We start from the raw sequence: 24,245 nt of genomic DNA, 5'->3' as shown, positions 1-24,245 counted from the left end.
GATAGGGTAACGGCATCTTTGCACAGGAAATCCCGCTTAGCGCAGGTCCTATAAAGGAGAAGGCGTAAGCGGGATTTTTATGTTACTTACTGACTAGACAAATCTATATGTTGCAAGCATTTCTCCCCAAGGGGATATCCCATCTTCCATGAAGCCGGATTTCTGATATAGCTTCCTGGCGGGTTCATTGTCTGGATCATATCCAATCCTGATCACACCAGTTCGATTACAGGCTTTCCTAATTTCATCTATAACCAGCAGCATAGCACGGTAGCCATGGCCTTGGCCTTGAAATCTCTCATCGATCATAAACCGATAAATCCAGTAATTCCCGTCATCCGGGTCTACCCCGAACATCGTAAAACCGATTATGACATCGTCATTGTAAATACCTTTAGCTAAAAATCCGTCTAAAAACTGACACTCCGCGATGGAATAAAGGTTGGATACCATGTACTCGTTTTGTTCTGGTTTCAATTGAAGCCGGGCACAGGCTTCCCAATTGGCTTGGTTGATGGTTTGAAGCGTAAGCACTTATTGGATTCCTCCCAGATCCGGGAAATCCACATAGACTTCCCTACATTTTGGACCTCTCTAATAATCTTCCTGGACGCATGCTCATACTACATCTCTCCTTTCGTGACTCGTATGAATATAGACTAACATCCTTGCTTTCATGCATTCAATCCCTTCTTGCGTTAAAGGTGTGGGCATGGGCCCAGGGATGTCAGAAAAAAATAAATTGAATTTTTTGTATTCTTTAATTATAATACAAGGCATAACAATTAAAAGCGCTTTCATGTGAGGGGGTGAAACGATGAAAATAGCAGGTATGAATATTACGTACAGGTATTTTCCGTTCGAGCATTTTCTCGATTCCATGACAAGGTTGGAAGTTGACCAGATTGAGCTGTGGGCAGGTGAGCCTCATTTCTATGTGTACCGGGGGGGTCTCAATCGGTTAAGGCGAATAAAGCAAGAGCTTAAAGCAAGGGGCATGAGGGTGGTCTGCTATACGCCCGAGCAGTGCGTGTATCCTTACAATATCGCATCGTCGGACCCGCAGCTGCGCCAGAAGAGCATTGATTATTTTATAGAAAATCTATACGCCGCTTTGGAGCTTAATACGGACATGATGTTGGTGACTTCCGGTATAGGCGACTTTCATCTGTCTCCTGAGGAGTCCTGGAAGTATGCGAGCGACTCTATCTACCAGCTGTCCCGGGTGGCTCAGCAGGAGGGAGTGACGCTTGCTCTGGAGCCTCTAACCCGGTTCGAATCGAATCTCATTACGGACGTTCAGGGCGTCAAGCGAATGATGGATGAGGTCGGGTCTTCCGCACTCCAGGGGATGATCGACACGGTGGCGATGCAGCTGGCCGGAGAGAGGCCGGAGGATTACTTCTCTCATCTGCCGGGGTTGTGCCACTTCCACCTCATTGATGGAGACGGCACCTCGGATGCTCATCTGGCACTGGATGACGGGCAGCTGAATTGGCGGGAGTATCTCACAAGTCTTGAGTCCTGCGGATATGAAGGAACATGCACCTTAGAGATTATGGGATTTAATTATTATCAGAGTCCACACGATACAGTCATGCATTCGATCAGGAAAATAAGGGAACTGGGCATCTTATCATCTTGATTTGGAGGAACTCACGATGAGTAATGGCGCACTAACAAGAAAGCTGGGCTTCTGGGCAGCCTTGGCCCTTGCTGTGGGAACAACGATAGGCTCCGGGATTTTTGTCTCTACCGGGGATGTGGCCAAAGCGGCCGGACTGCCTTCCATCTCGATCTTAGCCTGGATTATCGGCGGGGTTATTGCTATTCCGCAGGTGATGGTGCTGGCTGAGCTGTCAACGGCCTACCCGGAAAATGGAAGCGGTTACGTTTACTTGAACAAAGCGGGCTGGAGACCGCTCGCCTTCCTGTATGGCTGGGCAACGTTCTGGGCGCTCGATCCTCCGTCCATCTCCATTATGGCGCTCGCCATTGTCACCTACCTGGCAACCTTCTTCCCGTTCTTCGCGGGCATAGCCGGCAAGCTGCTCGGGGTCGCGATCATTCTGTTCATTACCTCCATCCATTATCGCAGCGTCAAGGAGGGCGGCCGTTTCCAGGTCATTATTACGGCGATCAAGATCATTCCGTTCCTGATTGTCATTGTTCTAGGCTTAATGTATATGAACTATGACCACTTCAGCTACACGCCTCCACCAGGCGCAGGCAGCACCAGCCTGATTGGCGGTGTATCTGCAACGACCTGGGCTTATACGGGAATGGCGGCCATCTGCTTCATGGCAGGGGAAATCCGCAATCCAGGCAAGGTTCTCCCCAAGGCGCTGATCAGCTCGGTGCTGATCGTCTTAAGCCTTTATACGCTGCTTGCGGTTTGTATTACGGGCTTGATGCCTTTCGACAAGCTGATGGGCTCCAGTGCTGCAGTGTCTGATGCGGTCAGCTATATTCCCGGATTATCGGGGATTGCTTCCTCCTTCGTAGCAATTACGGCCATTATAGTTATCCTGGGTTCCTTGAGCTCATGCATTATGTTCCAGCCCCGTCTGGAATATGCCATGGCGAAGGATGGCCTGTTCTTCCGGCGTTTTGCAAAGGTTCATCCCAAGTATGAAACGCCTAGCTTCTCCATCGTGGCACAGGTTACGTATGCCTGCATTCTCGTGTTCTTCAGCGACTTAACCGCGCTGCTGGGTTATTTTACACTGATTCAGCTTGTCATTAACATCCTGGACTTTGCTGCGGTTTATAAGTGCCGGAAACGGGAGGATTATAAGCCGATTTACCGAATGCCATTATGGAGAATCACTACGATTCTGGCTATTCTTGGAGCAGCCTGGCTGGCTTGGGGCACCTTTACCTGGGCTCCATTTCAAGGGATGATTGCGGCGCTGATTGTCATTGTAACCGGTCTGCCGGTCTATTATTACTGGGAGAAGAAGTACGGACGAAGTCGCGATCAAGGCGGTAATCCGAATATCGTTGCCTAGGGCAGAGCAAAAAATAATTGTAACTAATGTCATATTTAATTATAATACAAGACATAACAAATAAATGGGACGGAGCTGTACTTGCTCCCATACAGGAGGGAACTTAAGATGTTTAATTTCGATGAAGAACTGTTCCTAAGACTCGTGGAGAAGGAAGGCCTGGCTTATCGTGGTCAGATTGAAGAGATTGTTGATAGCATTTGCAAGAAAGGCTACAGCAACATCTTCATGATCGGCGCAGGCGGTACGATTGCCATGATGTATCCTTACGAATATATCTTGAAATCCAATTCCACTATCGATGTCCACGCAGAGATCGCTGCTGAGTTCCTGGTGATGAACAACCGGCATTTCAGCAAGGATTCCGTATGTATCTTCACCTCGGTATCGGGAACAACGAAGGAAACGCTTGAGGCTATAGAGTACTGCAAAGAGCGGGGAGCAACGACCTTTGCGCTGGTGGCAGAGCCGGGTACGCCAATCACCAAGGCTGTCGACCACTGCATCGTTACCGGATCGGAGAAGCATTCGTTCGACACCTTCTTCATGCTGCTGTACATGGTTGTGTTCCGGTTCATGTACAACAACAAGGAGTTCCCTCAGTATGAGCAGTTCACGAAGGAAGTAGCCCTGCTTCCGCGTGCGATTCTGAATGCGGTGAAGGCTTTTGACAAGCGGGCAGAGGCCTTTGCCATTGAACACAAGGATACCGATTATCATATGATGGTTGGCTCCGGTAACCTGTGGGGAAATACGTATTCTTATGCCATGTGCGTGCTTGAGGAGATGCAGTGGATTCCTGCCAAGTCCATTCATGCGGCTGAATTTTTCCACGGTACGCTGGAGCTGGTTGTGGAAGATACCAGTGTCATCCTGTTGAAGGGCGAAGATGAGACCCGCCCGCTGACAGACCGTGTAGAGCGGTTCGCTGAGAAGGTGACCAAACGGCTGACTGTGATCGACACCAAGGACTTCGAGATGGAAGGCATCAGCGAGGAGTTCAGAAAGCACTTTGCGGTGAGCATCAACTGGGCCGTCCTCAGCCGGATCAGCGTCTACCTGGAGCGTGAGAGAAATCATCCGCTTACACTTAGAAGATACTATCGCAAGATGGAGTATTAAGCTAACCGGGGCACTGCTCGATGTGAGCAGTGCTTCTTCCTAAAGCATGGGGAGGTGGGATGAGATGCGAATCGTTACCGTAGGGGATAACTGTATGGATGTGTATCAATCCACCGGAGAGGCTTGCCCTGGAGGCAATCCGGTGAATGTAGCGGTTTATCTAACCGAATTGGGCGCAGAGACGGCTTATATCGGCTGGGTAGGCAGCGACCGTTACGGAGAAATTATGAAGAAGGCTATTCAGGGGAAAGGCGTAAACACCTCACGGGTTTCGGTTAAGGAAGGGACCACGGCGGTTACCTATGTCGAAATGGTGGGGAATGACCGTCAGCTGGGCGATTATGAGGAAGGCGTAATGGCTGATTTCAAGCTGACTCCGGAAGAATTGAAGTATGCGGAATCGTTCCAGCTGGTGCATTCGGCCATCTGGGGGCATGCCGATCCGTATTTCGCTTATTTTAAGGAGAAGGGGCTGCTGACCTCTTTTGATTTTGCAGATAAGCTGGATCATGAGCTTGTGACTACACTGACACCTTATGTGGACTATCCCTTCTTCTCCTATTCGCAAGATGATGATTATATTCGCAGCCTCATGAGAGAGGTGAAGGGCCGGGGCTCCAAGGTTGTTATAGCCACACTGGGAGAGAAGGGTTCTCTGGCCTACGATGGTGTCCAATTTTACAAACATGGAATAGCCGAAGTCGAAGTTGTAGATACCCTGGGAGCAGGGGATTCCTTTATTGCCGGGTATATTTACGGCACCTTGAAAGGGCTTTCGGTACAAGCGTGTCTGGAGCAGGGCGCCTTGCGGGCGGCGAAGACCATCGGATACTTTGCTGCATGGTGACTAAAGGCAGTTCATCAATGTATAATATAGAGATATATATAGAATGAACTAAAGAAATGAATGTTATAGGTTCGTATTAGGCCGTGATCATAGAAAGTTCAATATAAAAATTTAGTTCAATCTATATAGAATATTACCATTGATGGATAAGGATGAATGTTCGATGAATTTAAATCCTTCAACCCCGCAGCCGCTGTATATGCAGATTAGGCAAATGTTGAAGAATGATATACAGCATGGCCGCTACAAGCCGGACGAGCAGATTCCGACAGAGGCCGAGCTCTGCGATATTTATAATGTGAGCCGGATTACGATACGGAAAGCGATTGAGGAATTGGTGCGGGAGGGAGCCCTCACACGGATTCCGCGAAGGGGAACTTTTGTGGCCTCTAATAAGTTTCATAATGAGCTGCTGTCTGTAAGCGGATTCTCCGAATTCAGCCATCAGCTCGGTATGATTCCGAATTCCCGAATCTTAAGGAGCGATGTCATCGAGGCATCAGAGGAAGTGGCAGGTCATCTGAACATTGAAGCCGGCAGCCCTGTCCTTGAACTGGAGCGGCTGATGTACGTGAATGACCGCCCTTTATTTTATGACATTGCACATTACTCGCTTACCCGGTTTCCAGACCTGGAGAAGAGAATAGCCATGAATGAATCGACCTATAAAATTCTTGCAGAGGACTATGCGACAGAGATCGTGAGCAATGATAAGGTAATCGACGTGATCGGCGCAACCAAGGAATATGCGAAGCTGCTGGAGTGTGACATCGGTGCAAACCTGTTCCGTATTCTGAAGGTCGCCTTTGATGAAAGCGATGAGCCCGTTCACCTCTCCACGTTCATGTGCGAGACGAATCGGGTGAACCTGACGGTTCACCGGGCTAAGCAGGTATATTAAATGAGCAAATCCCCTCGCAGCGGCAAACCGAGCGAAGGGGATTTTTTTGGCTGCTGCAAAGTGCAGCGATTATTGATTATTTCCAGAGATTCTTGAAGTTCGAAATGCCTTCCCATAAACTTGTGACCACCAGCCATATTGAAGGCAGCAGGTTGACCACACTTTGGATCGGGTGGAAGATCAGGCCGATGATACTTCCAAGCAGTGTCATAATAATGGCGGCCCAAATTCCGCTGATCGCATGCAGGACATCCCAGATGGCGAAGATAATACGCTCAGAGCCTGTCAGCGCCAGGGAGTTATTGAAATCGAGCTTTAAATTATGTACCAGCTTGCTGGGTGTGTTCAGAATATAAGAGATGTTGTACAGCGCATTCGTGGAAAAGTCGAGCGTGGTCGGTACCCAGGCCCCTTTCATCAGCCTTAAGTGGTAGCGCAGGTCTGTCTCTCCGTAAGCAGCGGCGATTGTTCTCTTCGATTGGGCGCTGCTCTTCCGGATTTCCTTGGCTAATCCGCTGGAATGGAAGGTCTCGAAGGAGCTGACGAGAAGCGCTTTGCCAGTACGGGATATATCGCTGGGGTCTACGTCTGCCTTCCCTTCTAAGTCTTGCTCTCCTGATACGGAGAAGGTAGAGGCCATAATCTTGACGGAATATTTGTCGTCCAGGCTGGAGAATGAGGTCCAGGCATACAAGATAATGGCCGCGAGTACAGCCAGCTTCGTAAATTGCTCAAAAAGTTTGCTCAATATGGGAATCCCTCCAAGGTATGTAGGTATATGTGCCTATCTATTATAGGTACTCTTTATAGTAGGAATCAACAAATAGTTTAGAGGAATTGCGATCTGCAGCTCATTGTCCTAGTATGGTAATTGAAGAAACTGGAAGTGCTGAGCTGATCCAAACAGCTGAAATGCTAGTACCTCAAATCGACTGATGGAGGGTGAGGATGATGAATAACAGTTCTAAGCAGGTTGCAGAGGGAAGCAAGCGAGTAAGTCCGATTAAAAACCAGGTGGGCAGCATCTTCGTTCCGGTTCGCGATATTGAGAGATCCCGTAGTTGGTACTGTCAGGTTCTAGGTCTTCGTGAAAGTGACTGTGAGATCATGAACGGCCATTTGTGCCCGCTGCCTATGAACGGGGTAGGAGTCATTCTCGATACGATGCCAAGATGGGGCGGCGATAAGCCGGAAGGAGCACCTCCAATTGAGACGCCAGTCTTTATGCTGCTGACCGATGACCTTGAGGGATCGCTGGCCTATATGAGGGAGCTGGGAGCTGAGGTTGTCACGGAGATCGAGCACGATCACTGGTTTGTCGTTAAGGATCCGGACGGTAACAAGCTGATGATTTGCCGGAGATAGAGAGTAGGATAGACCTTATATTTAATGGCAAAAAGTCAAAGAGCGCTTATTCCTGATGAAGGAATAGGCGCTCTTGATATTTTAGATGATGTAATATCACGCATCCATCTAAACAATCTCGCAGCGGGTTTACTCTGCCGGAGAGCCCAGAGGCTGGCTTGCAAAAGCCTTCCGATATAGCACTCCGACCACAAGTGCAAGCAGGGTAAGCACGGCTGCGAACAAATACAGATTGACGATGCCAAGCAGCTCTGCAAGCCAGGCCATCCCCAGCAGGGAGATGCAGAACACCAGCGCAAGCAGTGTAGACTGGGCAGACAGCACCTTAGGCAGCTGGTTCCTGTCCGCGCTCTGCTGAATCAGGGTGCGCCGGTTGACCACAGCTAACTCCGCGAACGGCCCCATCAGCAACACGAGGACCAACGCCACCGATGGCTTGGAGTTAACGGCATACACGGCGGTAAGAAGCCCGTAGCCTGCCATCCCGGTTAACATGGCCGGCAGGAAGCGGCCGCCGATTTTCCTGACAAGCGCCAGAACAAGGAAGCCGCCTGACACGGTGCCTGCGAAGTAGGAGGCATTGATAAAGCCCCACCATTCCTCTCCCTGGCCCAAAGCGACCTGTACAAAGGCCAGCGTAAAGGCTCCGACCCATACAGAACCGCCCAGCATGTCGATCATGTCCATGAAGGTCAACACTCTAAGCCTAGGCGTTCTCCAGATCAGCTTCCAGCCTTCCGTGAGCGTGTGCCATTTGGAGCTGGCCGGTGCGGCTGCTGCAGCTTCATGGGCTGCTGCCTGCATGCTGGCAGCAACGCCAGCCGCTGCATCCTCTGGCTCCCGCACAGCCAGTGTGAATATGGCGGCCACACCGTACATAACAGCCGCGAGCAGCAGGGTGTTCCCGGCTCCCAGCTGGGACACAATGAGGCCGCTCAGCCCCCAGCCGGCAAATTGAACGATCTGGTCGCTGACAGAGAGCAGACTGTTGGCCTTAAGGAGGCCCTGTTCCTGAGTCACGAGCCGCGGTACTAGAGCATTGCGCACCGGCGTTGTCCATCCGTCGAGGAAAGACATGACGAAGATAAGCACAAATACAATGCCGAAGACAGGAGCGGCCGAGTACTTCCATAAATATAGAGACAATAGGACAAATAAGAGGAATTGTCCCACCTGCGACAGCAAGAGCAGCCTAGGAAGGCGGTACTTGGACAGCATCAAGGGTGCAAGCAGCCCGCTCAGCATTTGTGCCCCGCTGCGGAGCAGGGGAACCAGCACAGCGGAAATCAGCGAGTTGGTCTGGTCTAGTACCAGTACAGTAAGCGCCATGGTGTAAATGACATCAGCAGCATTGGATGTAGTCTGGGTTGACCATAAATAATAGAATGGTTTTTGAATCATAGCAGAATTCATAGTAAGATTTCCTGTTCCTCAAAGGATATGTATTTTATTGCAACCGGAAGATAGACTCGGGACTCCGGCTGGATGTACATTATTATATCAGGATAAATATGGATTAATCAAAATCCTAGCACGTTCACGGTTCATTCTGATAAACGCCAGCTTCGTAGGGATTCAGCATGCCCGAGGCCGGCCCCCGCCCAGACTCGCTGCCTAAGCTTGACTCAGCATAGCTGCCGATCAGGCCCAGTGCATAAAGATTCGCGAATAAATTCGTAGATGGAAGTCTGCTTCCAATAGCTAGGGTCCATAAGGCACCTCCTATTTTTGACGGGATGAACACAACTTTCACCTGATATTGCAGTAAGGAAAATTAATTTACTAACATAAAGCTCTCCCGGTACTTTTCAATTGCGTTCTAGGGTCTGTTGATCGTATGCTAGAGTGGGAGTACTTGCCATATATGGTGAAGATGAAGCTCAAGGTGGTTACATCTCTCGTGTAACCAAGAACGGAACGAACCGGGAGCATAAACGTACAACAATGATAAGCTTTAGATTAAAGGGGGAGATCAATCTGGATCAGAACATGATCGTGAAGCTGATTGAGAAATTGCCGGATGGTGAGATTCAGGAGCTCGAAGAGCGCACCTGGAGTACTACGATGATCGCGGCCTTGGAGCATGTGAACTATGTCGTCGTTGGCGGCAAGGAATATGAGACGATCGAAGGCAGACTGAATGTGGATGAGGGTAAATTGGAGCTGCTGCTTGTTCCGGTGCGGCACGAGTAGGGATGCTTCGGAAGGAGGAACCCATTTTGGCACAAGATCATGAACAAAGAAAAGCGAACACGGCCTCAAGGCTGTTCACTCCGGAAGGGAAGCCGATCCGTGTGCTGTCGACCTCACTCGGCATTGCACTGCTGGCTAATTCCTTTCTGATCCCAGGATCGGCACCGACAGCGGGAGCTGCTGGTGAGGAGCCTAAGCTGGTGTCCTGGTCAACTGAAGAAGTGAAGCAGTATTTCGATAAGAATGTGGACTGGAACATTCCGCTGCCTCCTGCAGAAGAGGAGTCGTCATCTAGTTCCTCTGGCGGTTCAGGCGGTACGGGAACTTCCAGTTCAGGCGGCACTACGGTCATCAACAATTACAGCGGTTATGGTTCCGGCTTTGGCTGGGATGACCTGCTGCTGTACCACCTGCTGTTTAACAGCGGATCGAATTATTCCTCAAGGGACTGGTACGGTGATCACCGCGGCTATTATACAGGGACCGGCACTCAATACAAGCCGCGCACCTATTCCAGCGGTTCATTCCAGAATAAATCTACGCCAGGCTCTGTCGTGAAGCCGAGGACATCGACTTCAACGACAGGCTCGATTACGCGGCGGTCCACATCGTCGAAATCGGGAGGGATTGGCGGCAAGTCCAGCGGGCTCAGCTCTGGCAAAAGCTCCTCGTCCCGCTCAAAATCGAGCGGAGGGTTCTTTGGCGGATGACCGGTATATTTGAAGTTGTTGGAACGCCTCATCCGGACCGGACAGGCCGGGTGAAGAAGCTGTGTGAGCTGGGCTTTACTTGGGCCGACCTTGAAGATGAAGCCTACTGGATCGACCAGATCGTTCTGATGCCGCAGGCTGTTTATGATGAAATCACGCAGGCCTCTGCCAAGCTGTGGCAAATTCTTGATAAGACAGCACGGTATGTGCACGGCAAGCATGACCTGTATGAGCTGATCGGTATCCCCCCAATTCTGTGGGAGATGCTGGACATCTGCCCGATCCCTGAGCCGGGACTGATCAGCCGATATGCGAGATTTGACTTTGCAGTGAACCAGGAAGGCGTCATTAAGCTGCTGGAGCTGAACGCGGATACGCCTACAGGCTATGTGGAGGCTTCGATTGCCACCCCATGGGTGCTGGAACAGGCTGGGCTCTCTTCACCTAATATAGGGATGCCGGAGCTTGTGGCGGCAGCCTGGGCAGAGGAGCGTCCGGATACAGCGGCCTGCGTAGCCTATGGTACGCACCTGGAGGACTCAGGAACGATTGAAGCCCTGGTGCGGCACAGCGGACAGAATATCCTCTGCGAGGATTGCCTTGAGCTGTGGGTGGATGAGGGTATACTCAAGAACGGGGGAGGACGTGTCATTGAGCGCATGTTCGCCTTATATCCCAAGGAGTGGATGGCGGTGGATGATGCTGGAGAGGCGCTAGCCTATGCCATTGAGACCGATCGGCTTAAGCTGTTCAATTCTCCGCACAGCATTTTGCTGCAATCCAAGGGGCTGCTGGCAGCCGTATGGGGGCTGTATGAGCTGGGCCTCTTGTTTGATGAGGAGGAGCGCAAAGCAATCTCCAGCTATATTTTGCCGACTTATAATAAGCCGGTCTTCTCGGGCAGCTTCGTCTCCAAGTCGATGTTCGGACGCGAGGGCGGTTCTGTGCGCATGTTCGATGCGGAAGGGAAGCTGGAGCTAGCCGATGAGGAAGGCTTCGATGCAAGCGTGCTGTTCCCTTCGGTCTACCAGAAGCGAGCTGAGCTTGCAAGGATTGAGACGGTGGAGGGAGAACTGCATCTGTTGACCGGCATGTTCGTCATCAATGGCGAGCCTTGCGGCCTCTTGGGCAGAGCGGGCGGCCCGATTACGGGGAATGCCAGTCATTTTATCGCGTTAGGAGTGAAATAAATGTTGATCAGAAGAGAAGATGCGGGGATACCCCCCCGGTCCAAGGTCAGAACCGCTTCCGCCAAGCGCCTCATGTGGGTGTGCGCAGCCCTCTTGATGCTGCTTGTGCTTAGTGCTTGTTCCTCGGACGAGAACAGCGTGTTCGGTACGGGGTCGGATACCGAGACGACGCTGCATACCGCACGGGTTCCCTGGGATTACAGGGTAACGGAAGCCACTGTGGGAGATCTGATTGGCAGCGATATGACGATTACCCCGGATAACGAGCTGCTGCCTAATGACGGCAATTATGCAACAGGAGATAAAATCTGGGTTCTTCAGTTCATGGATGCCGAGCTTACAACAGATGAGAATCAGAAGAATGAGATCCGCCTGTCTTCCTGGAGCTCAATTAAGACGTTTGCGGATGAGGCCTCAGCTAAGAAGAGTCTGGAAGAGCTGAAGGTATCTGTGACCACGGATGTGAAGCTCGTCGGTGTATACAAGACCGAATATCAGGGCAAGACAAGAAACTTTGCCGTCATTGAGCTGCCTACAGGCAACCGTGTGAAGCAGCCGATTAACGATGAGCGCTATAAGGCGATGGAGAAAGAGAAGAACGTGTCGGTTGTGCTTGAAGAATTGCATGATTTTGCCGATTATGATTCGACCTATGCGAAATTCCGGGGGTGGGCTAAATGACAGTTGTGATTAACATTGTAGTTAGCATAATTGTAATGATCTTGCTGCAATTAATCGGTATGGTGGTCTTTAACTGGATGACACCGTACAAGGATATGGAAGAACTGAAAAAGGGGAATACAGCCGTCGCGCTGGCCCTCGGTGGAAAGTTCCTGGCTACGGCCATTATTCTGGGGGTTGCTGCTTATACCAATACCTCCATCTGGTTCATGATCCTATGGTTTGCTGTAGGCTATGTGATTCTCGTGGCCAGCTACTGGATCTTTGAAGTCGTCACACCTGGCTTTAAAGTCTCCGATCACCTGAAGCAGGGGAACGTGGCAGTGGGCACGCTGCTTTGTATGGTATTTATCGGAACGGCATTTGCCGTAAGCAGCCTCATTATTTAACAGCGGATTATCTGAGGGAGGGAAGAGCCCGTGCTTTTTTTGCTCAGAATCACCACCAAAATGATGCGGCTGCGCAAGACCTCGATTGGCCTCATCGTGATCGGCTTTGTTCTGCTGAGCACCACGGTCGCTTATTTTCTGGAGCCGGGTACCTTCGGGAGTTGGTTCAACGCCTTTTATTGGGTTATGACGACCATGGCGACCGTAGGGTATGGCGACTATTTTGCGACCACCTTGGCGGGCAAGGTGCTTACGTTATTTCTGTACGTTTTTGGGATCGGGATTCTGAGCCTAGTGATTGGTAAGGTCATTGATGCGATTGCAAGTATTCAACGGCAGAGGGGGGCGGGGCGTTTGAGCTTCCGCGGAGAGGGCCATATTGTTCTGATCAACTGGAGTAAAAAAGCGCAGGCGGCTGTGGGAGAAATTTTAGCTTATCTGCCAAAGGCTCAGATTGTCATTATTGACGAGTCGGGCCGTCATCCGATGGAGCAGCTTCACCAGGTGCACTTCATCTGCGGAGACCCTGCTGCTGACGAGGTGCTAGCCAAGGCGAATATTAGCGCCGCACGAGCAGCGATTATCTTCGCGGACTCCCGGATTGAGGAGACTTCGCTGATCGACGGGAAGGCGCTGCTGATTGTCTCCAGCATTGAACGGCTGGCAGCTCATGTACATACCACCGTGGAGATTACCCAGGAGAACAACATACACAATTTCAAGCATGCCCATGTGAATGAATTCGTGTTGTCCCATGACGCGATCTCACGGCTGGCGGTTCGGTCCGCTCTTCAGGAAGGGAATTCGGAGCTGATCCATCAGCTGCTTAGCCGTCAATTCGGGGATGATATTTATGAGATTCCCCGCCAGTCCGGATGGAAGACTTACGGAGAAGCGTTCCAGGATCTGCTGCGGCAGGGAGCAACGCTGCTGGCGGACCGCAGCGACCTGGGGATTAACCGCAAGCTTGATCTGCCCATTCCGGAGGATGCGAGGCTGTACATCGTAGCGGATGAACCGACATATCGGCGGATTGCCGGGAATTAGAGGGACAGGATTAGGGCGGCTCCTATATGGAGCCGCCCTGATTTGTAAGTTTCTTTGCTTTATTTTTGAACAGAGCTGCAATGGCCCGAAATTACTTTTAACTCTCCGTTATCCATTTTCCATACTCGTGTATAGAACATCTCATCTTCAATCTGCTCTCCGCCAACCGTTACTTGCAGTTTGGCTTGCGTTATAGTCACCGCTGCACCTTCAAGTGGAATGATCCTTTGGCACAGGAAGGTAATATCCGTAAAGTTCACTACTCCTGAACGATGAGCTTCAATATCCGCATCCTTTGTTAATAGCTGCCCAAAGTGATTTACGAAGGTGAGATGATCATCAATCAGTTCAGATAGGCAGGCAACATCCCCATCGATCATGGCTCTTCTTAATCTCTCTTCAACCTCGCGAACGAGTTTCTCTTCCATCTATTGAGCCCCTCCTTAGAGACCGAAATCCAGCAAAGCGCTTAATGGACAATTATACCATATCACGCCGTTACTCGGTAAATGATGCCTCCCTAAGAAACTGCCTAATGCAGGATCAGATTAATCGTTATTCCGTAGCGTTTCTTTGTCCAAGCCGGTAGTCTTCCAAATGCTTGAAGATCTCCCGTACACTCAGCGGCTTCTTGCCTGTCAATCGCTTAAAGTCTTCGGTGAAAATGTTCATCTTATGATCATGAATGGCCTTGCCGAAGGAGACCATATCATCGCTGCAGAAGGGCCAGGCAGATTTGGAAAAATCACCGTCTGTTGTTCTAGGCACGCCCATCGCATCGAAGGTCCGGTACATCTCTTCCTCATTTATATATTCGTAGCGTACTTCGTGTCCGGTAATTGTCGTGCCGATGGCCATAAATTCCGCAATGCTAAGCAGTTCAGGGCCGGTGATATGGTAGATCGAATTGGGCTGCCCGGCTCCGGCAGCGAGACATGCGGCAGCCTCTGCACAGTCGTTCCGGGAAACAAAGGCCATCTTGCCGTCACCCATATTATTTCTCAAGAGTCCCCCCATGGCGACAGACTGCTCGAATTGGCTGATCATCGCCTCCGTATACTGCGCATCCCTCATGAAGATATAATCCATCCCGCCAACTTCCTTAATATAATTCTCCGTATATTCGTGATCGATCTTAACGAGCGACTTATTCTCCGGGTCGCCAGCTCCCACGACAGATACGTAGATGATCTTCTTGACTCCAGCGGCCTTCGCTCCGTCTATGGCATGCTTGTGCAGCTGGCGTCGCTTGGGACCGACAAAGGGCAGCGAGATTAGCAGCAGGGTTTCTCCGCCAGCAAAAGCCTCAGGAAGCTGCTTGGCATCATTGAAATCTGCGAACCTAGTCATAACTCCTTCCTCAGCATAGATTTGCAGTGCCGCGCGGTTAGCGCTGGTGAAGATGAGGTCTTCCTTGTTCATTTTATGCATTATACTGCGAGCCGTATAAGCTCCAAAGTTCCCACCAACACCTGTAATAATTACCTTCCCCATTATCGAACTCTCCCTTATTCATGCTATGTATGGCCTTGATAATTCAACTGTAAATGGTTCCTCAAGGAAATTGTTCCGTTATTTATTTAGTTTTACATCCATTTTTTTCTACAATTTGTAGTAAAATAGGGGCGCAAAGGAGGTTCAGGAATGAAGGTTGATATACATATGATTGCAGACAGACTGGGGTATGCGTTCAGCCTCCAAGAGGGGTTTGGCAGCCGCGTGGTGATGGAGGCTAGGCCGTATTCAGCTACGTCCGGGATTCAAGAGGACATGCTGTATATCACAGAAGCTGAGAATACAGCAACTGGCTTGCTGGATCGGGTATGGTTTGTAGCAGGCGGCTTAGACCGCGCGCCGCAGGAAGTCATCGAGAGAGGCAATTATATCCTTAGTACTTACGGTGTGAGAGAGCTTTCTGAGGAAATCAACCGGATCATTCGGGACCTCAGTCGGTGGGGGGACCGGCTGCTGGAGATGTCCTTAGAGGATGCAGGCCTTCCGGCGATGATTCAGCATGCTAATGAGAAGGTGCCTAATCCGATGATTGTGTTCGACTCTAGCTACAAGCTCCTGGCTGTAAGCGGTCATCTGGATGTATCCAACGACCCGGCGTGGGAGAGAAGTCTGGAATCCGGCTATGTGTCTCTTTCGGAAGAGCAATATATAAGCATGAAGCCAAAGATTCTTTCGACATTTCACCATCCTGAAGAAGACATCTACAGCTTCCCTCACTTTGGAAACCGCTTTTATCATAAAGATATTTTCTATAAAAATAGGCATTTAGCACACTTTAATATCATCGAACAGGTGAGCGAGATTTCGGCCGGACAGGTGAGCCTGGCTCGGTTCATCTGCAAGATCCTCTCTATTGAGCTGCAAAAGAAGGAGATGAGCATATTCTCCACAGCCAAATTATACGAGTATCTGTTCAAAGAAATGATCGCTAATCCTTCAATGGGCAGGGCGGAGATTCAGGACCGACTGCATTATATTCATCCGTCCTGGAAGCCTTATCTATATGTGCTTACCATTTATCTGAAGGATGCTTCCAGAGAGTATAAACAGGATGTCCTAAGAGAATTATCGTTCATCTTGAAGGAAAGCAAGAATTTCGAGCATAACGATTATCTGGTAGTACTGCTGGAACGGGCTCAGGCCGATCCTCTGCCTGCCGAAGAACAACAGGCTTTGATAGCCTTCCTGAAGGCGAAGCAGGTAATCGCAGGCATAAGCGAAATGTTCCCTCAAATCGAGCAGTTCTCGGATGCTTATGGCCAGTCCGTCCGTACGATTCAGCTTCACTGGGCCGAAGGGAAGAGCGGCCTCTTCGCATACGAGGATACGAGATTGAGAGATTTGCTCTATCAAATTGCCTCCATAGAACGGGTTGAGCGGTTCTATTATCCTCCCGTTATTCAGCTCATGCGTGAAGGCGATCAGACACTGCTGGATACGTTGCGCGCTTATGTCGATCATCCGAATAATCAGAAGGTTACGGCGCAAATTCTTGGGATTCATCGGACAACTCTGATCTACCGCATTCACAAGCTGCAGGAGAGGATGAATGTGGATCTGGGCGATCCGGATACGCTGCTGCATATTAAGCTCACACTGATGATGATGGCAGTTAAGGAGAGGTGGCAAGACCCCGTCTAGATAAAGTACCTATTATGGGAAAGCAATGATATGAGAATTTGTGATATATACAATGAACTAAAGAAATAAACGTTATAGGGCCGTATTAGGCCGTTATATATAGAAAGGTCAATGTAAAACTTTAGTTCAATCTATATAGGTCCATTTTTTCTAGGAAATAAGTCTCAGTATCCTTGGACGATTGGGCGAATTTAACAAAATAATGTTAAAGTAACATAAGAACACATTTGGCTTAGATGCAGGAGGGATCCTATGCGATATTTAAAAGATACCCCTTTCGAGGATTTGGGAGTCTGGTATTTCGAAGTGGATGACCAGGGAACAGCCTTCAGGCAGGTTGTAATTGAGGAGAGTAGGGGCTATGTGACTTCTAACCGCAAGCATGAACAATTGCATTTCTTGTTGGCGGATCAGCGCATCGATGCGAATCAGCCGTATTATACGCATATTACGAAGCATGAATTTGAGGAGGTGTGGTCGGGGCAGCTCAAGCAGTATGAACAGGAATGGCAGAGGGCTAAGGAAGCCCTCCCGATCGGGACCGCAGTTGAAGGATATATTGAGGTCTTCTACCCCCAAGGAATTATTGTTCATATTCTTACTCACCCGGCGGTGGGCGTGACGGACTACGCAGTATGTAAGGAGCAAACACCCCCAGCCTGGATGTATCCTAGACATAAGATCAAGGCTATGGTAAGGGGATACGACGAGGTGAACCAGTGGATTGTGCTAGAGAAGGCGAGTGTACTAGAGTCACAGTATTTGGAATAAATAAACTCATCAGTTGTATCGGGATTAGCTACATAGGTAGAGGATTCGTCCAAAGACTGCAGTTCGCAATTTAAAATGGAGCAGCACCCCCAGTTTTCCTAACCGGGGGTGCTGTTGTCTATAAGCTGATCTGTTAGTGCGTAGAGTTATATGTAAATATCATCTAAAATTTAAATTAAAAGCAATGAATAAACAGTCATTGACAAATTAAGCGATAGTTTATTAAATGAGGATGTACGTAAATTACAGTATTTAGAAGTAGATAGTGCAGCGATGTGGTGTTACTAATGAAGATAGATGGATACATACCTGCTGTAATTTACCGAAAGGTGAGAAGTGCGCGGATTGTAGTTGCCTGTTGATCTGAATTTCATTAAAAGGAGCTGCGGTATAAAAATGAAGCGAGTCAAAAAGTGGTTAGGTTTCCTGTTCATCAGCATGGTCTGTACAGCGATGATCGTACCCTTCGCAAGTGCAAAGGGGACAGCAAAGGAAAGCAAGGCGAAGACGGCCCCAACAGAAGTTAGCTTGTTGAAGCTGGAGGCTGAAGATTGTAATGTGCGCCTAGGTATCTCTCATAGCAAGCATATTGAATATGATTATGATAAGTCAAAGTTTGAGGTGTCTACAAACATTAAAGCATCCACCACTACGATTACTGCAAAGAAAAAGGCGGGAGCTGAAAGCGCGGGACTGCTTGACATGATCGTCATTAATATTCCTAAGAATAAGTATGACACGGTGTCTGTTCATAGTAACCAAGCCGGAGTTTCACTACCTGAAATGAACGTGAACTTTGATCTATACAGCAAGAAGGGTGCCTTGTCTGTCCCTGTCCCACTTGGCTATAATAAAACATTGAAATATACGTTGATTAGCGGAGCGGGCTCCATAGATTTCAAGCAAAAGGCCAAGGATTTTAAAGTCTCTCTAGATGCAGAACAAAGTGCCGTATCTGTCCCTAAAACTTGGGGCACCTTCCACTCAGGGAGCACTTATAAATATACAAACGGCACGGGTGCAGGTGAATTCATTCTTCAGTTAAAAAAGAGTTCGCTCAGCATTACTAATGCGCGTAAATAAAGGGAATGCTCAGCTAATCATGACTTATCTTTAACATATGAATATTAGAAGCGTCGGCATTTAGTAGATCCGAAAGTCAGCACCCCCAGTTGTTCTAACTGGGGGTGCTGTGTTGTTCATCAGGAAAATAACGTGTTACTTCTTAGTCTTGCGGGGAAGTGATCTGCGGATAGCCAGTCTAACCTTACCTTTAACCCGTCTTAGCGGCTGATGGCTGATTTTTCTCCGCAGAATTGGGCGTCCCTTACTTGCTTTGGTAGGCAGGGCGATCGTTGTGCGCGGGTTTGATCTGCCTTGGCTGCTGCTAGTTGCAAGGGTTACGATATGGTTCAATGAGGTTAGAGGAACTCTGAATCTTCGGAAGCCTACATTTCTGCAGGTCGTGCAGCCTGTGTCCCAGCACCAGTCAAAGGCTTGATTGGGCACGTCCGTATAGTAAGACCCTGACCATACCCGGGTAACCGAGCTGTTTTCTGCATAATAGTAGAACGTAGTGCCTCCAGCAAACCCGCTCCAGACCTCCACGGTTTGTCCAGGGACTAGGCGGTACCAGCCTGCCTTGGAATAGTTGACCGGGCTGCAGCCAAAGTCAGGATAGGCAAAGGCTACATAGAGCGTAAAGCCAGTGGTATTGCGAAAATAAAGCCCCATCATTGGTCACTCCTTTTAAATTCTAGTAAAGTTACATAGCATTATATGGTTGTAATAGAGAGAATGATTGGATGTAGGAGTGATATTACCCCTTGGGAGCAAAAGATTGTAAAAGGCCACCTGACAGTTGCTGGCTTGTTCCTTTTTGTCGAATGCTGCCAAATAATGTTCAGAATCGGTTCAGGGGAGAGGTTTAGAATAGCCTGAGTAATAGAATCTATATTCATAGGAGGAAGACGAAAGAGAATGACAAAGAAATATCGGTACCTTCTAAGTCTGCTGCTTGTTTTTGCCTTAGTGGTGCAAATGACACCGGCAGCATTCGCAACCGCCTTATCCCCGCTGGACCGGTTAAATCAAGCCAAGAGTCATGATGATCGCCTATCTGTAATGGAGGCTCTTCGAGATCCCGAGCTGGCTGTGAGCCTGCCTACAGGGTCGCCTTATTGGTCAGACGATTTAATGGAATCCATTGTGGATGCTGTGATGTATACCATTGAGGGTGACTATGCCAGTGAGGCACAGGTTCAGTTTATTGTAAATGTGGTGGCTGGAGCCCTGCCTGTTTTTGAAAATATGAATCTGACCGTTCTTGAAGATAACCTGAATGGTTACTTTGGAGGCTTAGTGCAAGGTACAGAGCTATTTCCTAATGATTCTCAATTTGAAGATATCTCAACATTGGGTGAGAGCTTCGTTACCATGTCTGCCGTAGATAAGCAGATTTTTGCCTATATGATGAAGTTTGAGTACCTGAGAATGGATGACAGAGAGCGTAATGCAGATAGTCTAAGAGAGCTGCTATCTATGCGGCTGTCTAGCTATAATCCTATTAACAAGGTTAAGGATCAGACGTGGATGTATAATGCGCTAGTTAACCTTCGTTTACTGCAAAAGGAAGCTAACCAGTTCAACGATAACAATTCAGAGCCTCTGATGGACGCTTTCGGTTTAAATTTGGACAAGGTCGATGACATTGATTTTGCGGTGTACAAGGAATTGGCCCAGTGGATGATTGATCATCGTCCGGCAGAAGGCTATCCTGATTATGCTGCCGTTCAGCAACAATTCAATTGCTTCTTTGTCCCATGTGCGCCTAAGGTAACTGCGGACGATACGGAGAATACGCTAGTAGGCGCGGACAGCACCATGGAATTCTCGACAGATAGTGGTGCTAACTGGACGGCTTATGATCCGGAGCATGCTCCTGTCTTTACGGGAAATGTGACCGTGCAAATTCGTGTGAAGGCTACATACAGCAAGCCGTCTGGTGATGTTACAACCGTACACTTTACGGAGACAGAAACCAACCCAGACCCAATCCCGCCATCTGATGGGGGAACAACTCCGACTCCGGATCCAACTCCTAACCCAAGCCCGTCTGACGGAGGAGGCAGCACTAGTCCAGTGCCATCCGCCCCATCCAGCGGAGGAGGCAGCACTAGCCCGGCCCCATCCACCCCATTCAGCGAAGGGGGAAACAGTGTAATCAGCGTTCCTTCGAGTTCTCCGTCTACTTCATCTCCATCCACGCAGACAGAGAATATTGTTGTGGATGTTAACGGAGGAGATGGTACGAATCTGACCAAGACGCCGATTACGCGGACAACGGATTCCCAAGGTACGGTGAAGGACCTTGTTACTTTGTCTGAACAGATTGCCAAGGATGCAGTACAGAAGGCAGAACAGCTAAAGCTGGATACAGCGAGCATTGTAATCCCTGATCCGAACGATAAGGTGTCCGAAGTGAAGGTTATCCTTCCTCAAGCGGCGCTGAAGCAGCTGAATGAGGGCGGCCTGAAGCTGGAGATTGAAACAGCTAACGGCGTTATCTCGGTACCGTCTGCTTCCTTAACTGGGTTTGCAGATGATCTGTATTTCCGCATTGTGCCTGTGAAGGCGGCTGCACAGCAGAAGGAAATTGAAGACCGTGCGAAGCAGGAACGGGTCATTCAGGCAGCCGTTCAGAATTCAAGCGTTCAAGTACTTGGCCGCCCGATGCAAATTGAGACCAATATGCAAAGCCGGGAAGTGTCTATTGTTCTGCCGCTCAAGGATAGTCTCCCTCAGGATACAGCATCAAGACAAGAAATGCTGAACAACCTGGGAATCTATATTGAACACAGCGATGGTACTAAGGAGCTGGTTCAGGGCAAGCTTGTGAAGATGAAGGATGGCCAGGAAGGGATCCAGTTTACGGTTCACAAGTTCAGTACCTTTACCTTGGTTTATCTGGACGGCTGGAAGGATGACCCATATATCCAAGGACATAACGGTAACTTCTATCCCGATGCCTTTGTTACCCGTGCGCAGATGGCTGCTATGCTAGCTAGAAATACTGCAGATGAACAGGAAGCAGGAGCAGCGCAGGCAGCTTATACTGATGTTAACAACGATTATTGGGCCTATAACGAAATTGTAAAAGTGCAACGTACAGGCATCATGACGGGAGCTGTGGCGAACACCTTTGATCCTGAGGCTTCTATTACCCGTGCACAAATGGCGGCTATTGCCCAGCGTTGGCTGAAGCAGCAGGATGCATCTGCGGCTTCCACCGGAAGTGCCAATTACAAGGATGTACAAGCCGGTTATTGGGCAGCTGAAGCGATTGCCTTTGTGAAGTCCTCCGGCATTATGGTTGGCTATGAAGACAATACCTTCAGACCTGATCAGAAGCTGACAAGAGCTGAAGCGGTGAAGGTGCTGAATCGTCTATTTAACCGCACAACGCTTACAGAACCAGCTGGAGCAGCATTCAAGGATGTACCTGCGACGCACTGGGCGTTCAAGGAGATCGAAGCCGCTGCAACCCGTAAATAATTCGCATCGTAATAACAGTGGCCATCCCTACTAGGGGTGGTCATTTTTCTATAGAGGACATATCCTAGACTTTCATACTATAGCCAAAAGTGGCCGCTCCCTATGAATTTCATTTACAATGAGGAGGAAAAACATGGATTTTTACAACCCCTAGAGAGGAGTAACCCCCTCAATGAGTATGAGTCATGAACCACAATCGCAATTTTGGCTGTCCAACTGTCTGCGACCTTATTTCGGTCTTGAGCTGCTGGCTGAAGGCTGGGATGTAGTAGAGCTAAAGCCTGGGTATTTTATTTGCTTTGAAGGTGATACCCTTATGAAAATTATCTCCGTGACAAGCGGCTCCTATCTTGAGAAGGATGTTCAAATTGCGACGAGAAGCCGGGAGTTCGTTCTTCCTAAGACCGCCAAGGGGAAAGAGAAAAAGCTGAATTACACATCCATTTCCAGTCAGAAGGCGAGTGGGGTGATCTTCTCTGCAGGTATTGCTGCCCATAACGGAAAAGGATATGTAGCAGCACACAATCCGAATAACTCTGTTCGCCTGCCCATCACCGGCTGTGAGGATTTCACTCTACCTGAGGATATTCGAGGCTGGCTTGCCCAGTATCCTCAGCTTTTACCGCCTGACTATGATCAAAAGGTAGAGCGGCTTAAGCACATGAAGAAGAAACAGGTTCATGCCAAGCCAGGGGATATCTTCCGCGTGGAGATGGACCTCTGGACAGATGGTTATGTGCTGGTCATCGGTGATCTTCGCAGAATGCAGAAAGATAAGCTGTTTACTGAGGACAGCATTTGGAACGATGTCATGACGATGCCCTTATTTGTACGGCCATATATATACCAGACGACAAATCGGCAGCCTGGGCTGAAGGAGATCACCTCTGCTCCTTTGTCGGACAACACCTTGATTGTGATGGATGACAATTTTCTAAGGGGAGACTACGAGAAGGTAGGAGAGAAGGATCTGACCGAGGAGGATATTGCCTTTCCTATTGGCTATGGGTTCTCTATAGATCAAAGGAAAGAGAGAATATATCGGCTGTCCTGGGGAACAGGGACGGTCTGCAAGCCTGAGAGCGAGACAGTCTTTCAATCCTCTAGGGAGTTTCTGAACAATGGCGTATATGCCGGGCTGAGCCGGGAGGACTTTGACTCCAATCCGGACAAGGGATGGGCGAGCACCTTAGATCATCCGCAGTTTGGCGAGCAGCGCGCACAGGCTTTTGCCGAGTTTGGTTTTGCAGCGGAAGTAAGCCTTGACGAATTCAGCCGCCAAGCGGGAGGGTTGACCCGGGCACAATATTTAGCCTATCTACATAGGACCTATCGCTAACCCCTGTCTGGGCTGATTCTGATTAGGACAGCCCTTGGCGGTGATTTTTCTTGATTTACAGTCTGCTCTAATGTCAAACGGAAGGGGTACTAGGTGCATACCTGTCCTGCTTCTTATATTGCCTTAGTGAGCTTCCTCTGGCTTTTTTTATCATTTCATAGAGAGGTTGGAATAAATAATGAACGAATCCGATTACAGAGTATTTTATGACCGTGTAGGGAAGATAAACGGCTGGGATTTTAGCAAGGTGAAGTGCCGGGTAGAAGGAGCTGCCTGGGACTTCTATCATGAGGTTGCCCGGCATTGCCGAAAGTCAGATGTTCTGCTGGATATAGGTACAGGAGGCGGGGAGGCGCTGCTAGCCATGGCCGATGCGGCCCTGCTGATGATCGGCATCGATTCGTCTGCGGGTATGATCAAGGCGGGGAGCAAGAACCTGGAGGCTTCGGGTAAGAAAAATGTACGTCTCTTGCAGATGGATGCGGCGCAGCTGGAGTTCCCTGCCGGATTCTTCGACGTGGTCTCCTGCCGGCATTCCCCATTCTCCAGCCAGGAAGCAGCGCGGGTGCTGACACAAGGCGGTGTGTTCCTGACTCAGCAGGTGAGTGAAGCCGACAAGCGGAATCTCGTGCAGGCTTTTGGCAGAGGTCAGCATTCTGCTGAGGATGGCACCTTGAAGAACAGATATCTGGACGAATTGCGTCAAGCTGGGTTCAGGGAGATTGAGTCCTATGAATACGATGCCACAGAGTATTACCAGACGATAGAGGACCTGCTGTTTCTGGTTCTGCATACTCCGACGATTCCCAACTTTGGCGAAGAAAGGGGAGACTATGCGGTGCTGGACCGCTTTGTGGCTGAGAATCAGACGGACCTCGGGATTAGAACGAATGGCAAGCGGTTTATGATTATTGCGCGGAAATAATAAAACAGAAATATAGGCAGATTGCAGTCCTTAAAATAGTTCAG

Annotated in this window: 25 protein-coding genes; 18 read left to right on the top strand and 7 right to left on the bottom strand. The window is 49.3% G+C overall.

Translation table 11 applies throughout. From position 1 onward, the window contains the following. Positions 1-93 precede the first annotated feature (93 nt). Positions 94-534 (bottom strand): GNAT family N-acetyltransferase, encoded by a 441-nt coding sequence (locus DCC85_RS21915; protein ID WP_108467475.1) that lies wholly within the window; start codon positions 532-534, stop codon positions 94-96. Between the two features lie 283 nt (positions 535-817). Here DCC85_RS21915 and DCC85_RS21910 point away from each other — a divergent pair, with 283 nt between their 5' ends. The 5 genes from DCC85_RS21910 (at position 818) to DCC85_RS21890 (ending at position 5,881) form a co-directional block, all read left to right on the top strand. Continuing rightward, on the top strand, positions 818-1,645 hold the full coding sequence (locus tag DCC85_RS21910; protein WP_108467474.1) for a sugar phosphate isomerase/epimerase family protein: 828 nt from the start codon (positions 818-820) through the stop codon (positions 1,643-1,645). A 16-nt stretch (positions 1,646-1,661) separates the two neighbouring features. Continuing rightward, positions 1,662-3,011, top strand: a complete 1,350-nt coding sequence (locus DCC85_RS21905; protein ID WP_108467473.1) for an amino acid permease — start codon at positions 1,662-1,664, stop codon at positions 3,009-3,011. Between the two features lie 108 nt (positions 3,012-3,119). Beyond that, on the top strand, positions 3,120-4,133 hold the full coding sequence (locus tag DCC85_RS21900; RefSeq protein WP_108467472.1) for an SIS domain-containing protein: 1,014 nt from the start codon (positions 3,120-3,122) through the stop codon (positions 4,131-4,133). A 64-nt stretch (positions 4,134-4,197) separates the two neighbouring features. Further along, positions 4,198-4,980, top strand: a complete 783-nt coding sequence (gene frlD / locus DCC85_RS21895) for a fructoselysine 6-kinase (protein ID WP_108467471.1) — start codon at positions 4,198-4,200, stop codon at positions 4,978-4,980. A gap of 163 nt (positions 4,981-5,143) precedes the next feature. Further along, on the top strand, positions 5,144-5,881 hold the full coding sequence (locus DCC85_RS21890) for a GntR family transcriptional regulator (RefSeq protein ID WP_108467470.1): 738 nt from the start codon (positions 5,144-5,146) through the stop codon (positions 5,879-5,881). Positions 5,882-5,957: 76 nt separating this feature from the next. On the opposite strand, the gene DCC85_RS21885 is transcribed toward DCC85_RS21890, so the two are convergent. Beyond that, on the bottom strand, positions 5,958-6,629 hold the full coding sequence (locus DCC85_RS21885; RefSeq protein WP_108467469.1) for a hypothetical protein: 672 nt from the start codon (positions 6,627-6,629) through the stop codon (positions 5,958-5,960). A gap of 200 nt (positions 6,630-6,829) precedes the next feature. Between DCC85_RS21885 and DCC85_RS21880 the strand changes: the two genes are divergently transcribed. After that, entirely contained in the window at positions 6,830-7,246 is a 417-nt protein-coding gene (locus tag DCC85_RS21880; protein ID WP_325048395.1) for a VOC family protein, read from the top strand. Between the two features lie 129 nt (positions 7,247-7,375). Here DCC85_RS21880 and DCC85_RS21875 read toward each other — a convergent pair whose 3' ends face one another. Together DCC85_RS21875 and DCC85_RS21870 are read right to left on the bottom strand one after the other, a co-directional pair. Next, positions 7,376-8,647 (bottom strand): MFS transporter, encoded by a 1,272-nt coding sequence (locus DCC85_RS21875; protein WP_108468014.1) that lies wholly within the window; start codon positions 8,645-8,647, stop codon positions 7,376-7,378. 136 nt (positions 8,648-8,783) lie between these two features. Beyond that, a complete protein-coding gene (locus DCC85_RS21870) occupies positions 8,784-8,999 on the bottom strand; it encodes a hypothetical protein (protein ID WP_234414271.1) in 216 nt (71 codons plus the stop codon). A 236-nt stretch (positions 9,000-9,235) separates the two neighbouring features. On the opposite strand from DCC85_RS21870, the gene DCC85_RS21865 reads away from it, so the two are divergent. From DCC85_RS21865 to DCC85_RS21840, 6 genes are all read left to right on the top strand, one after another. Continuing rightward, complete coding sequence (locus DCC85_RS21865; RefSeq protein WP_442789555.1) at positions 9,236-9,439, top strand: hypothetical protein; 204 nt, start codon at positions 9,236-9,238, stop codon at positions 9,437-9,439. Positions 9,440-9,441: 2 nt separating this feature from the next. Beyond that, entirely contained in the window at positions 9,442-10,149 is a 708-nt protein-coding gene (locus DCC85_RS21860) for a hypothetical protein (RefSeq protein ID WP_108467467.1), read from the top strand. After that, entirely contained in the window at positions 10,146-11,339 is a 1,194-nt protein-coding gene (locus DCC85_RS21855; RefSeq protein WP_108467466.1) for a glutathionylspermidine synthase family protein, read from the top strand. The genes DCC85_RS21860 and DCC85_RS21855 overlap by 4 nt, the downstream gene beginning before the upstream one ends. A gap of 72 nt (positions 11,340-11,411) precedes the next feature. Then, a complete protein-coding gene (locus DCC85_RS21850; RefSeq protein ID WP_108468012.1) occupies positions 11,412-12,020 on the top strand; it encodes a hypothetical protein in 609 nt (202 codons plus the stop codon). Then, positions 12,017-12,409, top strand: coding sequence for a DUF350 domain-containing protein (locus DCC85_RS21845; protein ID WP_108467465.1), 393 nt, complete (start codon positions 12,017-12,019; stop codon positions 12,407-12,409). The genes DCC85_RS21850 and DCC85_RS21845 overlap by 4 nt, the downstream gene beginning before the upstream one ends. Positions 12,410-12,439: 30 nt before the next feature. Continuing rightward, entirely contained in the window at positions 12,440-13,456 is a 1,017-nt protein-coding gene (locus tag DCC85_RS21840) for a potassium channel family protein (protein ID WP_108467464.1), read from the top strand. Between the two features lie 59 nt (positions 13,457-13,515). Here DCC85_RS21840 and DCC85_RS21835 read toward each other — a convergent pair whose 3' ends face one another. Then, complete coding sequence (locus tag DCC85_RS21835) at positions 13,516-13,884, bottom strand: nuclear transport factor 2 family protein (protein WP_108467463.1); 369 nt, start codon at positions 13,882-13,884, stop codon at positions 13,516-13,518. Between the two features lie 127 nt (positions 13,885-14,011). Beyond that, positions 14,012-14,950, bottom strand: coding sequence for an NAD(P)H-binding protein (locus DCC85_RS21830; RefSeq protein ID WP_108467462.1), 939 nt, complete (start codon positions 14,948-14,950; stop codon positions 14,012-14,014). 150 nt (positions 14,951-15,100) lie between these two features. Here DCC85_RS21830 and DCC85_RS21825 point away from each other — a divergent pair, with 150 nt between their 5' ends. From DCC85_RS21825 to DCC85_RS21815, 3 genes are all read left to right on the top strand, one after another. Continuing rightward, positions 15,101-16,612, top strand: coding sequence for a PucR family transcriptional regulator (locus DCC85_RS21825; RefSeq protein ID WP_108467461.1), 1,512 nt, complete (start codon positions 15,101-15,103; stop codon positions 16,610-16,612). A 252-nt stretch (positions 16,613-16,864) separates the two neighbouring features. Next, positions 16,865-17,383: a hypothetical protein gene (locus DCC85_RS21820; protein WP_108467460.1), complete on the top strand. Its 519-nt coding sequence runs from the start codon at positions 16,865-16,867 to the stop codon at positions 17,381-17,383. Positions 17,384-17,779: 396 nt separating this feature from the next. Next, complete coding sequence (locus tag DCC85_RS21815) at positions 17,780-18,466, top strand: hypothetical protein (RefSeq protein WP_108467459.1); 687 nt, start codon at positions 17,780-17,782, stop codon at positions 18,464-18,466. A 135-nt stretch (positions 18,467-18,601) separates the two neighbouring features. On the opposite strand, the gene DCC85_RS21810 is transcribed toward DCC85_RS21815, so the two are convergent. Beyond that, the gene (locus tag DCC85_RS21810; protein ID WP_108467458.1) at positions 18,602-19,117 is read right to left on the bottom strand and encodes a DUF1036 domain-containing protein; all 516 of its coding nucleotides are present in this window, start codon (positions 19,115-19,117) and stop codon (positions 18,602-18,604) included. Between the two features lie 246 nt (positions 19,118-19,363). Here DCC85_RS21810 and DCC85_RS21805 point away from each other — a divergent pair, with 246 nt between their 5' ends. The 3 genes from DCC85_RS21805 (at position 19,364) to DCC85_RS21795 (ending at position 24,201) form a co-directional block, all read left to right on the top strand. Further along, positions 19,364-21,937, top strand: coding sequence for a DUF4073 domain-containing protein (locus DCC85_RS21805; RefSeq protein ID WP_108467457.1), 2,574 nt, complete (start codon positions 19,364-19,366; stop codon positions 21,935-21,937). A 172-nt stretch (positions 21,938-22,109) separates the two neighbouring features. Beyond that, positions 22,110-23,276: an immunity 26/phosphotriesterase HocA family protein gene (locus DCC85_RS21800; RefSeq protein ID WP_234414269.1), complete on the top strand. Its 1,167-nt coding sequence runs from the start codon at positions 22,110-22,112 to the stop codon at positions 23,274-23,276. Between the two features lie 178 nt (positions 23,277-23,454). Next, positions 23,455-24,201 carry a class I SAM-dependent methyltransferase gene (locus DCC85_RS21795; protein WP_108467456.1) on the top strand — a complete coding sequence of 249 codons (747 nt, stop codon included), beginning with the start codon at positions 23,455-23,457 and terminating at the stop codon, positions 24,199-24,201. Positions 24,202-24,245: the final 44 nt, after the last annotated feature.

It is taken from the genome of Paenibacillus sp. CAA11, from assembly GCF_003060825.1.
Lineage (GTDB): Bacteria > Bacillota > Bacilli > Paenibacillales > Paenibacillaceae > Fontibacillus.
Note: the sequence above shows the minus strand (reverse complement) of the source record. Positions and strands in the feature narration are given on the sequence as shown.